Source organism: Streptomyces sp. NPDC054765 (assembly GCF_053612065.1).
In genome coordinates, this window is sequence record NZ_JBSHBP010000009.1 from 16,151 (window position 1) to 29,327 (window position 13,177).

9 protein-coding genes are annotated in these 13,177 nt (G+C 67.9%); 7 read left to right on the plus strand and 2 right to left on the minus strand.

Annotation, left to right across the window (positions count from 1 at the left end):
• Positions 1-104: 104 nt before the first annotated feature.
• The 6 genes from ACWGJY_RS08435 to ACWGJY_RS08460 all read left to right on the plus strand — a co-directional run bounded on the left by ACWGJY_RS08435 (position 105) and on the right by ACWGJY_RS08460 (position 6,685).
• The gene (locus ACWGJY_RS08435) at positions 105-1,103 is read left to right on the plus strand and encodes a hypothetical protein (protein WP_453260009.1); all 999 of its coding nucleotides are present in this window, start codon (positions 105-107) and stop codon (positions 1,101-1,103) included.
• On the plus strand, positions 1,100-1,813 hold the full coding sequence (locus ACWGJY_RS08440; protein WP_453260010.1) for a hypothetical protein: 714 nt from the start codon (positions 1,100-1,102) through the stop codon (positions 1,811-1,813). Before ACWGJY_RS08435 ends, ACWGJY_RS08440 begins: the two co-directional genes overlap by 4 nt.
• A 347-nt stretch (positions 1,814-2,160) precedes the next feature.
• Positions 2,161-3,420: an ABC transporter substrate-binding protein gene (locus ACWGJY_RS08445; protein ID WP_453260011.1), complete on the plus strand. Its 1,260-nt coding sequence runs from the start codon at positions 2,161-2,163 to the stop codon at positions 3,418-3,420.
• Positions 3,421-3,629: 209 nt separating this feature from the next.
• Positions 3,630-4,514, plus strand: coding sequence for a carbohydrate ABC transporter permease (locus ACWGJY_RS08450; protein ID WP_453260133.1), 885 nt, complete (start codon positions 3,630-3,632; stop codon positions 4,512-4,514).
• A 6-nt stretch (positions 4,515-4,520) separates the two neighbouring features.
• On the plus strand, positions 4,521-5,357 hold the full coding sequence (locus ACWGJY_RS08455) for a carbohydrate ABC transporter permease (protein WP_453260012.1): 837 nt from the start codon (positions 4,521-4,523) through the stop codon (positions 5,355-5,357).
• A 374-nt stretch (positions 5,358-5,731) separates the two neighbouring features.
• The gene (locus ACWGJY_RS08460; RefSeq protein WP_453260013.1) at positions 5,732-6,685 is read left to right on the plus strand and encodes a TauD/TfdA dioxygenase family protein; all 954 of its coding nucleotides are present in this window, start codon (positions 5,732-5,734) and stop codon (positions 6,683-6,685) included.
• 105 nt (positions 6,686-6,790) lie between these two features.
• On the opposite strand, the gene ACWGJY_RS08465 is transcribed toward ACWGJY_RS08460, so the two are convergent.
• The gene (locus ACWGJY_RS08465; RefSeq protein ID WP_453260014.1) at positions 6,791-7,636 is read right to left on the minus strand and encodes an ArsR/SmtB family transcription factor; all 846 of its coding nucleotides are present in this window, start codon (positions 7,634-7,636) and stop codon (positions 6,791-6,793) included.
• 687 nt (positions 7,637-8,323) lie between these two features.
• Here ACWGJY_RS08465 and ACWGJY_RS08470 point away from each other — a divergent pair.
• Complete coding sequence (locus tag ACWGJY_RS08470; protein WP_453260015.1) at positions 8,324-9,970, plus strand: alpha/beta hydrolase; 1,647 nt, start codon at positions 8,324-8,326, stop codon at positions 9,968-9,970.
• Positions 9,971-10,320: 350 nt separating this feature from the next.
• Here the strand turns inward: ACWGJY_RS08470 and ppdK are convergent, their stop codons facing one another.
• On the minus strand, positions 10,321-13,101 hold the full coding sequence (ppdK, locus tag ACWGJY_RS08475; protein WP_453260134.1) for a pyruvate, phosphate dikinase: 2,781 nt from the start codon (positions 13,099-13,101) through the stop codon (positions 10,321-10,323).
• Positions 13,102-13,177: the final 76 nt, after the last annotated feature.

Sequence of the window (13,177 nt, forward strand, 5' to 3'; positions counted from 1 at the left end):
CGGGGCCCTCCGCGCAACCGCACCACCAGCAGCCGTCCTCCCGGCCCGGCCCCTCACCCACCGATCAGCAGAAGCCCCTCCCCTCCTCGGGCGATCCCGACAGCGTGTCCCAGCACGGCGGTGCGAAGATCTCGCAGCACCTGGCCGATGCGCTCCGCGAGGACCACAACCCGCTGATCTACGGCAGGCCCACCCCCGCGGCGCCGGACTCGTCCAACAGCCGGTCCGCCACACAGGAGTCGCCTCACCGGCACGGAGCCGCGGAACCTGGCACCGGCCACCCGCCCCGGACTTCCGAGGCCGGTTCCGTCACCTCCACAACAGATCACTCCGCCAACCAGGACACCTCGCACGCGCCACACCACGACGGGGTGGAACACCCTGCTCCCAAGGAGCCGGGCGGCGCCCCGGAAGACGCCTCCGAAGAACGATCGAGCATTGCCGAACGCCGCAGCCAGGCTGAGGACATACTCGGCCCCACCGCTTCGAGAGTCCTTGACCTGGATTCCTGGCTGGACTTTCACCAGAAGAAAGCCAACGCCGAGTTTGACCAAACACTCAATGAAATGCGCGAGGCAAGGCGTCTCCTCGAGGAGAACCCGGAGCACGTTCTGCACACAGCTTTGGAGTTGAACGCACCCGTCTCACCCTCCAATGAGGCACTGGCCGAATTCGACCTAGGTCTTTCCGAGCCCAACGGCCCCATAATTCGCCGCGTAGAGGTCACGACCGTCGAAAGGGAAATCGAGAAGCCGAGCGACATCAGAAACGCCGTTGCGCATGGTTTCGATAAAATCAACAAACGAGAGGCACACGGCTTCCCGCTTCCGCGGCCACGCGATGTCAGCATTTACCTCAGGGTAAAGGAAGAGGAAAAGTCCAAGAAGGGCCTCACGACCGAGAGGAGTCGCGATGGAAACGTCAAGCTCAGCAGGCCTGACGGAACCCTGATCAAAGAAAGGAATCTCTTCGACGACATCCTCGAAAATTTGAATAAGACACCCGACGCCAGTAAACTGGACCGCATCATTTGCTCGGACCCATACATGGGCGTACTTGCGGAATACATTCACAACGGTACTTCATGGGAGCGGATTCGATGACAGACGCCAGATTGCTTGACTTTCCAGGGTCGTCGATCCGCCTGGTGAAGGACGTGGAAGATTCCCCCCTGGACCACCACCACTTGGCCAGGGAAGCAATTTCTGCAGCCTTTGGGATGTCGCACAATCTGTGCATCCCACTCTCCATGGAAATTTCGACGGCTTACTGGGAGAATGAGTTCGATCTACCGGTCGATTCTCCGGCTCCGCCACGGGAATTCGGGATGCTGCGGCGCTCCCCCCTCCCGGCGGGAGTATCCTCCAAGCCACGTCTGCAGAACGAGCTGGTGGTCACAACTGACGAAATCAGCGAGACCTCCACCATTGAATTCCTAGATGACCATCTCACCGGCCCTCGGAACGAGATGAGCGGGCGTGCTATTGGCTGGCAGGAGCTTCAATTCAATGCAACAATGGCGCGCCTGCCCGACGACTACCCCAGGGAAGATCCTCACATGATCCAGCTTGAGGTCGCAAAGGGGTTCGTGATCCAGCCCATCGAAAGCCACCATGGCGCGGACTGGATTTACGGTCCGATGGGGGCGTCTGTCGTGCATGCGCCGTTCGAGTATCGCATCCACAGAAACCCAGGCGAGATCGTATTCGACTTCTCCACCTACTGGTCCATCTGGGCGCCCGGCGGTCCAGGGAGGCCCGCGGTCGAGAAGGGGGTCGAAGTTCTTCTGGAGAGCGGATGGGAACTGGAGTAATCCGCTCCGGATCAATCAGCCAAGGACTCTCCCGTAGTGGAGAGTCCGCTGCCCCGGTGCGGCACCCCCAGGGGCAGCGGACTTTCTCGGCGCAACGTCAGCGGGACGAGTCCCCGCCGGGCGGAGACCGGTCACCGCACGCAGCGCCAGGCGCATACGTAGCAGCCGCCACGACCGGGACGATGCGCCACCACTGACACGGCCTGGCCGATGCCTGTCCATGGGTTGGCCCGCGCCCGGTTCAGTACAGATGCCATGCGCTCTTCACGCTCGTACGGCAGAGTGGACGGTCGCACCGTCGGTGATCGACGACCACCGGTAGGTTACGAGACAGCCAGGGGACGAGCATGACGGAGATCGGCAGGCGGAGACTGTTGGCGGCCGGCGGCGGGATCGCCCTGGCCGCGGGGCCGGCGACGGCGTGCGGCTCCAACACCGGGCGGGGCAGCGGTGGTTCGGGGCCCGAGATCCGGCAGTGGTACCACCAGTACGGCGAGAGCGGCACCGAGCAGGCCGTGAAGCGGTATGCCGCCGCGTACCAGAAGGCCGAGGTGCGGGTGCAGTGGCGGCCGGGGGATTACGACCGGCAGACGGCGGCCGCGCTGCTCACCGACTCGGGGCCGGACGTCTTCGAGGTCAACGGGCCGCTGCTGGACCAGATCCAGAGCGGGCAGGTCGTCGATCTGACCGCCGAGGTCGAGCCGGTCAAGGACGACTTCCACCAGGCCGTGCTGGCACCGAAGATCTGGCAGGACAAGATCTGGGGCATCCCGCAGGCCGTGGACATGCAGTTGCTCTACTACCGCAAGAGTCTGCTGAAGAGGGCCGGGGTGCAGCCGCCGCAGACGCTCGATGAACTGGTGGACGGGGCGAAGAAGCTCAGCGACCAGAAGACCAAGGGGCTGTTCCTCGGGAACGACGGCGGGGTCGGGGTGCTCGGCGGGACTCCGTTGTTCGCCGCCGGGCTGAGTCTGATCAGCCCGGACGGCAAGGCCGGGTTCGACGATCCGGCTGCGGCTCGTGCGCTCGGGAAGATCCGGCAGTTGTACGCGGACAAGTCGCTGCTGCTGGGGGCGCCTACGGACTGGTCCGATCCCGCCGCCTTCATCCAGGGCCTGACCGCGATGCAGTGGTCGGGACTGTGGGCGCTGCCGCAGATCAAGAAGGCGCTGGGGGACGACTTCGGGGTGCTGCCGTTCCCGAAGGACGGGAGCGGAGGAAAGCCTTCCGTTCCGGTGGGGGCGTACGGCTCGGCGGTCAGCGCGCGGAGCAGGCGCAAGACGGAGGCGAAGGCCTTCGCGAAGTGGCTGTGGGTGGACCGCACCGACTTCCAGCAGGACTTTGCGCTGTCGTACGGGTTCCATATCCCGGCCCGGATCTCACTGGCCAAGAAGGCCCGGCAGCTGCAGACCGGACCGGCGGCGGACGCGGTCCGGTTCGCGAGCGATCACGGCTATGCCGAACCGCTGTTGTGGACGACAACGGACCGCAGCGCCTATCAGGACGCGCTGAGCCGGATCATCAAGGACGGCGCCAACCCGGAGAGCGAGCTGAAGGCCGTGGTACGCAAGGTCAACGCCGAGCTTCAGCGGGCCAGGAAGAAGTGACCGCGGAAGGGACCGAAGAGGCGGCCGAAGGGACCGCCGAGGGGAACCTCCAAGGGACGACCCAAGGGACCGCCGAGGGGAACCCCCAAGGAACGGCCCCGAGGACGGCCGACGACGTAACGGCGCGGCAGGCCGTAGAAGGGGCCGGCGCCCGGGTCCCCGCCCCCGGCCGGCCGGGTGCCCGGTGGCTCGGTCCACAACGGCGGAATCTGTGGTTCTGGATCTTCGTCGGACCGTTCGCGATCGGGCTGGGGCTGTTCACCTACGTCCCGTTGGTGTGGAGCGTCTACCTGAGCTTCTTCGACGCGCACAACACGGTCAGTCCGGCCGGTTCGGACTTCGTCGGGCTGGGCAACTACGGGGCGATGCTGACCGACGGCGCGTTCCTCGGCAGCCTCGGCACCTTTGCGCTGTTCACCGCCTTCATCGTGCCCGCCACCTACGCGCTCTCCCTCGCGCTCGCGCTGATGGTCAACCGGCTGCGCATCGCACGGGCGTTCTTCCGGTCGGTGTTCTTTCTGCCGACGGCCTGCTCGTATGTCGTCGCGGCGGTGATCTGGAAGCTTTCGCTCTTCAACGGGGTGCGGTTCGGGCTGGCCAACACCGTGCTGGGGTGGTTCGGCGCGGAGCCGACCGCCTGGCTGTCGACGACCGATCCGCCCTGGTACTGGCTGGTCATCGTGACCGTACGGCTGTGGCTGCAGGCCGGGTTCTACATGATCCTGTTTCTGGCCGGGCTGCAGCGGATCTCGCCGCAGTTGTACGAGGCGGCGGCGGTGGACGGGGCGCGGCCCGGCTGGCAGGTCTTCCGGCACCTCACCTTTCCGCAGTTGCGTGCCACCTCCGTCGCCGTCGTGCTGCTGCTGGTGATCAATGCGTTCCAGGCGTTCGACGAGTTCTACAACCTGCTGAGCGATGCGCGCGGCTATCCGCCGTATGCGCGGCCGCCGTTGGTCTATCTCTATTACACGGCGCTGGGACGGGACCAGAACCTCGGGCTGGGGAGTGCGGGCGCGGTGCTCCTCGCGCTGATCATCGCGCTGGCGACGGTGGTGCAGGCCCGCTGGTTCGGCCTCGGCCGCAAGGAGGAGTGAGCACCGATGCATGATGCGCTGACCAGAGCCGGGCGCGCCCTGCGGGTGGTCGTCCTGATCACCCTCGCGCTGCTGTTCCTGATCCCGTTCTATCTGCTGGTGCGCAACGGGCTGGCCACGGACGGGGACATCACGGCGCCCGGCTGGACGTTCTTCCCGCACGAGCTGCAGTGGTCGAATCTCACCGAGGTCTTCCGGGACCCGAACCTCCCCCTGGGGCGGGCGCTGCTCAACTCCACACTGATCGCGGTGTCGACGACCGTCGGGACGGTGGTGCCGGCCTCGCTCGCGGGGTACGGCCTGGCCCGGATCCCGTACCGGCACGCCCAGGTCGTCTTCTACGCGATCCTGGGGACGCTGATGGTGCCGGCGGCGGTGACGTTCGTGCCGAGCTTCGTTCTGGTGTCGACCCTCGGATGGATCTCCACCCTGCGGGGACTGGTCATTCCGACGCTGTTCAGCGCGTTCGCCTGCTTCATCTTCCGGCAGTACTTCCTGGGCTTCCCCAGGGAACTGGAGGACGCGGCGCGGGTCGACGGGCTCGGCTACTGGCGGACGTACTGGCGCATCGTGGTCCCCAACGCCCGGCCGGTCTTCGCCGCCGTCGGCACCATCGTCTTCATCGGGGCCTGGAACGCCTTCCTGTGGCCGCTGGTGATCGGGCAGGACCAGGAGGCCTGGACGGTGCAGGTGGCGCTGTCGACGTTCACCACCGCGCAGAACCTCAATCTGCATGAGCTGTTCGTGGCCTCGGCGGTCTCGATCGCTCCGCTGGTGGTGGTCTTCCTGCTGCTCCAGCGGTACATCGTCGCCGGGGTGGAACGCAGTGGAATCGACGACTGAGCATTGAGGACGTCTGCGGGAGGAGGTACGGTGCGTGGCATGAGCACGCACCCGTATGCCCGTGAGACGGAGCCGCGCGACCGCGGCCCCCACGGCGAGTGCGCGCCCCGCGGCCTGAGCTTTCTGCGCCGCCGCGGCCGGGTGGGGTCTCCCCCGGCCGGCTGTTCCTGTCCGGCCTGACGGCTTCGCGCGCCGAGGTCCGGCTGACGGTTGAGGGTTGAGGATTGACGGTGGGCCGGACGGCCTCGTCCGTCTCATCCCCCGCGTTCTCCTCGCCTCCCGCACCCACCGCGTGTATCCCTCGCCCGCCGCTCCGCACGACGGATTCCACCCGCCATGAGCACGGCTTCCCCTCTCGCCTTCAGGAGGACCAGTTGACGACTCTCACCGATTCCGCGGCTCCCCCCGCCCCGGCCCCCGCCCTGCGCCCCCACCGCATCCCCGCCGACGGGCTGTACGAAGGGCACCGCGTCCTGCACCGGACTCCTGACGGCTGGGACGACCGGCCGTACGAACGCTTCGAGGTGGTGCCGCAGGCGGCCACCATCGGGGCCGAAATCCGTGGGTTGGACCTCTCCCGGCCCCTGTCCGACGGCCTGCGCGCGGAGCTGAACCGAGCGTTGCTGGAGTGGAAGGTGCTCTTCTTCCGCGGGCAGCATCTGACCTCCGCGGCACAGCGCGAATTCGCCGGTAATTGGGGTGAGCTGGAGACCAACCCGTTGCTGACGCGGGGTGATTCGAAGGAGGTGGTGCGGTTCGACAAGACGGCCGGCGGGGTCCCGACGTTCGAGAACGTATGGCACACGGATGTCACCTTCCGGGAACGGCCCGCGCTGGGTGCGGTGTTGCAACTGCGTGAGGTCCCACCTGCGGGCGGGGACACGATGTGGGCCGATATGGCGGCGGCATACGACAATTTGCCGCCGGAAATCCGGGCCCGGATCGCGGGGACGCGGGCGGTGCACGACTATCTTCCGGGTTTCGCGCGCTTCTACTCTCCGGCCCAACTGGCGCCATTTCAGCAGGAGTTCCCACCGGTCGAACATCCAGTGGTGCGCCGGCACCCGGAGACCGGGCGGCGGACCCTGTTCGTCAACGCCTCTTTCACCACCCGGATCGTGGGTCTGGCGGAGGCGGAGAGCGACCGGCTGTTGCGGCTGTTGTTCCAGCAGGCGCAGGTGCCGGAGTTTCAGGTGCGGTGGCGGTGGCAGGCGGGGGACCTCGCGTTCTGGGACAACCGCGCCACCCAGCACTACGCGGTGAACGACTACGGGACGCACCGCCGGGTCGCCGAACGGGTCGCCATCGCGGGCGATCGCCCCCGCTGAGACCGGCGAACCCGGCGAGCCGCACATCGATCCCGGTGCGCGGCGGAAGGTGCCCGGCGCGCGGCACGCCGTGCCCCACACGCCCGAAGGCGTCCCCGGCGCCGCTCACCCCAGACGTTCGTACGCCGCCGCTTCCGCCGGGCGCGCGCCGCGCAGCAGGGCCGCGCCCAGCGGGGTGAGGGTGTGCAGCACCGCATTGCCCTGCCGCAGGGTGACCAGCAGGCCGGCATCGCGGAGCACTGTCGCATGCTGGCTGGCGGAGGCCAGCGAGACATCGGCGCGGCGGGCGAGTTCGCTGGTGGTGCAGCCGACGCCGATGCCCTGGAGTATCGCGGAGCGGGTCTGGCCGACGAGCCGGCCGAGGGAACGTTCCGGCGGGACCTGCGGTGTGAGCCTCGGTACCTGGTGTTCCACGGGGTAGACCAGCACGGGCGTGAGTTCCGTGTTGTGGTAGGTGACGGGGGTGCGGCGGCAGAAGTACGAGGGCAGCAGCAACAGCCCCCGGCCGCCGAGGTGGAGGTCACGGTCCACCGGATAGTCGGCCTCCAGGACGGGCGGGCGCCAGCGCATCATCGGCGGCAGCGAGGCGAGCAGCCGGTCCGCGCCGCCGTCGAGCAACGCCCGGCCGCGGGCGGCCCGGTCGGCCTCGATACGGCTCTGGACGCGCGGCCAGTACGGGGCGACGGCCGCCTCGTAATAGCGCTGGAGAATCCCGGTGAGCCGGCCGAGGGCACGGGTGTCGCCCTCGGCCATCGCCCGTATCCACGACGGGAACGGGCGGGCGGCCGTGGAGAGCCGGGCGAGTTCCTCGCGCAGCCGGCCGGCGGGCGTCTCGCGCAGCGCGGCGAGCGCATCGTCCATGCCCAGGAGCCCCTCGGCGGGCGTCAGGAAATCGGGGAAATAGCCTCGGGTGGGCACAAGCGGCGCCAGCAGCCGAGCTTCGCCATTCAACTTTCCGCGTGTTTCCGATCGCCATTTGCCGAACGCCGAATCGTCCCGTCGGTCGCGCAGCCGGTGAAAGCTTAAGACGGTCTCCCACAGTGCGTCCGGGCGTGCCGCAATGCGCACACGGGCCAGATCGAGTCCACTGAAATGGACGCGTAACACCGAACCCCCACCCCTGGTTTCCTCAGTCGGCCCCCGGCACGCCTGAGTATGCACGCCAACACGCGCGGTCACCATGCCCTTTTGGCCACACTTGAAAGTGGTCGCGCCACCCGGCCGGCGGGAGGAATGCTTGTACTCAATTCGGCGGCGGCGCGAACGGACCGGATTGCTCGATCCCGTGGGGGGTGATGGGCAACCAACCGGCCGCTCGGCAGACCCGCTGAAGGCCGCACCCCGCGCCGACCGGGGTGACGGCAGCTCCCGAGGGGGGAGTCCGGAGAAAACGAGGGCGGCACCTCCGCACAGGTGCCGCCCTCGCGGGTATGACGTGCGCAGATGATCGAACTGTGGGGCCCGTAGGGCACTCTGGGGGCACACAGGGTGGTCCGACCCCTACAACTCGGGTACTACTCACGGCTGTTGCGTCAATCCCAGGGGGGACGGGAGGTGCAGCCCGGCGAGGGATCCATATACGTGGCCGGTCCTGAAAGATCTTCCCTGTCCTCACATGTGACCGGAAGGATCGATATCGTGCGCAGACGACGTCTCGCGCCCCTGTTGGCCGTGGGTGTCACGGCAACGCTGGCTCCCACGCTCGCCACCTCGACGGCCACCGCCGCTCCGGCCGCCGCCCCGTCGACCGCCTCCTCGTCCGCCGCCAAGGGCGCGCTGGACCGTTATGTGCAGCAGAAGCCGCAGTGGAAGCGGTGCAAAGCCGACTCTCCGGCGGAGTTCCAGTGCGCCACGGTCAAGGTCCCGCTGGACTACCGGGCTCCCGCGGGCAAGCAGATCGACTTGGCCATATCCCGGATCAAGAGCACCGCGCCCGACAAGCGGCACGGTGTCCTGTTCTCCAACCCCGGCGGCCCCGGAGGGGAGGGGCTCTACATGCCGCTGGCGATGCAGGGGAAACTCCCCAAGTCCGCACAGCAGAAGTACGACCTCATCGGCTTCGACCCGCGCGGTGTGGGACAGAGCAGCCCGGTTTCCTGCGCTCTGGAGCCGAAGGAGGAGATCTGGCTGCGGCCGTACAAGGAGAAGACGTTCGACAAGGACGTCGCCTGGGCACGCGACGTCGCGAACAAGTGCAAGGACAAAGCGGGCGACACGCTCCCGCACATCACCACGCGCAACACCGCGCGCGATATGGATCTGCTCCGGGCGATCCTCGGTGAGAAGAAGATCTCGTACGTGGGTACTTCGTACGGCACCTACCTGGGCACCGTCTACACCCAGCTCTTCCCGGGCCGGGCCGACCGGTTCGTGCTGGACAGCGCGGTCGATCCGGCGCGCGCCTGGCGAGGGATGATCCAGTGGTGGGCGGAGGGCGCCGAGCCCGCGTTCGACCGGTGGACCGAGTGGGCCGCCAAGCGTTCGCAGAAGTACGGGCTCGGTGACACCCCGAAGGAGGTCGACCGGACCTTCTGGGGCCTGGTCGCGCAGGCCGACGAGAAGCCCATCGAGGTAGAGGGGAAGCCGACCACCGGTGATGACATCCGCAGCGGTATGCGCGGGGCGGTCTTCACCCCGAAGGACGCCACCGAGGCGGTCGTGGAGTTGAAGAAGGCCGCGGCCGGCAAGCCCGCCTCCGCGAAGAAGCTCGCCGCGTTCGCCGGATCCGAGGGGACCAGGACGGCAGGCGCCGCCGCCGATGCCGCCGAGGCGCCGTCCGACAACATGACGGCGAGCTTCTGGGCCGTGGTGTGCGGCGACAACTCGGCCGCGTGGTCCCGCGATCCTGAGAGCTACCGGCAGGACGCCATCAAGGACAGGGGCCGATACCCGCTCTACGGTGACTTCGCATCCAGCATCAAGCCCTGTGCGTTCTGGGACAAGTCCGCGGAACCGGCAACCAAGGTGAACAACAAGGTCGGCTCCCTGATCGTCCAGAACGAGTGGGACCCGCAGACCCCGCTGCCCAGCGGTCAGGCCCTGCACACCGACCTGAAGGGCTCGAAAATGGTCACCGTCCTCGGCGGCGAGGGCCATGGCGTCTACCCGAACGGCAACGCGTGCACGGACGGCACGGTCAACGACTATCTGCTCACCGGCAAGCTCCCGGCGAAGGACGTGACCTGCGAGGCGACGGCCGACTCGAACGCGAAGGCACGGAAGAACCAGAAGCGGGACGTGCTCCCCGGGTCTCCGCTCCCCGAGCGTGCCCCGGACCGCTTCTGAGCCCGGTCGTAAGGCTCATTGCCGCATGGTTCCTTGCCGCATGACCCCAGCCACGTCGCCGAAGACGACGGCAATTACCACACGTCGTTTCTGCACGTAGTTTCTGCACGTGGTTTCTGCACGTGGTTTCTGCACGTCAGACGGGCTATCCGAGAATCGTCGCTGATCAAAAAACCGAGGGCGGCACCTCCGCACAGGTGCCGCCCTCGTGGGGTGCCGGAGCCGACAGCCGGGCGGCTGAGGGTCAAGGTGCCATGCCGCCGGCTCCGGTGGGCTTTCCGGTCACCGCAGGCGCACCCGGCGCCCGCGGTGACCGGTGGGGGTCGGCGGTGATCGCCGCCCCGGTGGGGTCAGCGGCTGTCGCTGCCCTTCGACTCGGCCGCCGCGCGGCCCGCCTCCAGTCGTGCGACCGGGATGCGGAACGGGGAGCAGGAGACGTAGTCCAGACCCACCTCGTGGAAGAAGTGGACGGACTCCGGGTCGCCGCCGTGCTCACCGCAGACGCCGAGCTTGAGGTCCGGGCGGGTGGCCCGGCCGGCCGCGGCGGCGTTGCGGACCAGGGAGCCCACCCCGTCCTTGTCGATGGTCTCGAACGGGCTGACGCCGAAGATGCCCTTCTCCAGGTACGCGGTGAAGAAGCTGGCCTCGACGTCGTCGCGGCTGAAGCCCCAGACCGTCTGCGTCAGGTCGTTCGTACCGAACGAGAAGAAGTCGGCGGACTCGGCGATCTGACCGGCCGTGAGGGCGGCGCGGGGCAGCTCGATCATCGTGCCGAGGGTGAGCTTGAGGCTGACGCCGTGGGCCTTCTCGACCTCGGCGATGACCTGCTCGGCCTCCTCGCGGACGATCTCCAGCTCCTGGACGGTGCCCACCAGCGGAATCATGATCTCCGCACGCGGGTCGCCCTTGGCGTTCTTGCGCTCGGCGGACGCCTCGGCGATCGCGCGCACCTGCATCGCGAACAGACCGGGGATGACCAGACCGAGGCGCACACCGCGCAGACCCAGCATCGGGTTCTGCTCGTGCAGCTTGTGCACGGCCTGCAGCAGCCGCAGGTCGTTCTCGTTGGCGTCCTTGCGGGCCTCGGCGAGCGCGACCCGGACCGACAGCTCGGTGATGTCGGGCAGGAACTCGTGCAGCGGCGGGTCCAGCAGCCGTACGGTCACCGGCAGCCCGTCCATCGACTCGAACAGCTCGATGAAGTCGGCCTTCTGGAGCGGCAGCAGCTGGCTGAGCGCGGCGTCCCGGTCGGTCTCGGTGTCGGCCAGGATGAGGCGCTCGACCATCTCGCGGCGCTCACCGAGGAACATGTGCTCGGTGCGGCACAGGCCGATGCCCTGGGCACCGAACCGGCGGGCGCGGGCGGCGTCCTCGGCGTTGTCGGCGTTGGCCCGTACGCGCAGCCGGCGCACCCGGTCCGCGTACGCCATGATCCGGTGGACGGCCTTGACCAGTTCGTCGGCGTCGTCGGCGCCGGCGTGCATCCGGCCCTCGAAGTACTCCACGACCGGGGACGGCACGACGGGCACCTCGCCGGCGTAGACCTTGCCGCTGGAGCCGTCGATGGAGACGACGTCGCCCTCCTCGATGACGGTCCCGTCCTGGGTCGTCATCTTGCGGGCCTTGGTGTCGACCTCCAGCTCCTCGGCGCCGCAGACACAGGTCTTGCCCATGCCGCGGGCGACGACGGCGGCGTGCGAGGTCTTGCCGCCGCGGGAGGTGAGGATGCCCTCGGCGGCGATCATGCCGTTGAGGTCGTCGGGGTTGGTCTCGCGGCGGATCAGGATGACCTTTTCGCCCGAGCGCGACCACTTGACGGCGGTGTACGAGTCGAAGACGGCCTTGCCGACGGCCGCGCCCGGGGACGCGGCGATACCGCGGCCGATCATCTCGGACTTCGCACCGAGGTCGAAGCGGGGGAACATCAGCTGCGCCAGCTGTGCGCCGTTGACCCGCTGGAGGGCCTCGGCCTCGTCGATCAGGCCCTGGTCGACGAGCTGGGTGGCGATCCGGAAGGCGGCACCGGCGGTGCGCTTGCCGACCCGGGTCTGCAGCATCCACAGCTTGCCGCGCTCGATGGTGAACTCGATGTCGCACAGGTCCTTGTAGTGCGTTTCGAGCGTCTCCATGATCTGCATCAGCTGGTCGTACGACGCCTTGTCGATGCCTTCGAGGTCGGCGAGCGGCACGGTGTTGCGGATACCGGCGACGACGTCCTCGCCCTGCGCGTTCTGCAGGTAGTCGCCGTAGACGCCCTGGTGGCCGCTGGCGGGGTCGCGGGTGAAGGCGACGCCGGTGCCGGAGTCGGGGCCGAGGTTGCCGAAGACCATGGAGCAGACGTTGACGGCCGTGCCGAGGTCGCCGGGGATGCGCTCCTGACGGCGGTAGAGCTTGGCACGGTCGGTGTTCCACGAGTCGAAGACCGCGCGCACCGCGAGGTCCATCTGCTCGCGGGGCTCCTGCGGGAAGTCGCGGCCGGTCTCCTTGGAGACGATGTCCTTGAAGTGCGCGACCAGGGTCTCGAGGTCGGCCGCGTCCAGCTCGATGTCGACGCGGACGCCCTTGGCCTGCTTGGCCTCCTCCAGCGCCTCCTCGAAGAGCTCGCCGTCGACACCCAGCACGGTCTTGCCGAACATCTGGATGAGGCGGCGGTAGGAGTCCCACGCGAAGCGCTCGTCACCGGCCTGCGCGGCAAGGCCGGAAACCGATGCATCGGAGAGGCCGATGTTGAGGACGGTGTCCATCATGCCGGGCATGGAGAACTTCGCCCCGGAACGCACCGATACGAGCAGCGGGTCGTCGGCCTGGCCGAGCTTCTTGCCCATCTTCTGCTCAAGGGCGTCGAGGTGCTCGGAGACCTCGGCACGCAGTGCCGCAGGCTCGGTACCGCTGTCGAGGTAGACCTTGCAGGCTTCAGTGGTGATCGTGAAGCCGGGAGGGACGGGGAGTCCCAGGTTGGTCATCTCGGCAAGGTTCGCACCCTTGCCACCCAAGAGGTCCTTGAGGTCCTTGTTGCCCTCGGTGAAGTCGTACACGAACTTCGCGGAAGAAGGCTGGGTTACGTGGGGATCTTGTGTTTCCGGCACGGCACTGACTCCTCGCCGACGGGCTGCCCTGACGGCGAGGAACATACCCAGATCGAAGGCGTATGGGTACGTCCACTTGGTCGACATACGCGCGTAACCAGTCGTCGGCCAGCAGATCGAA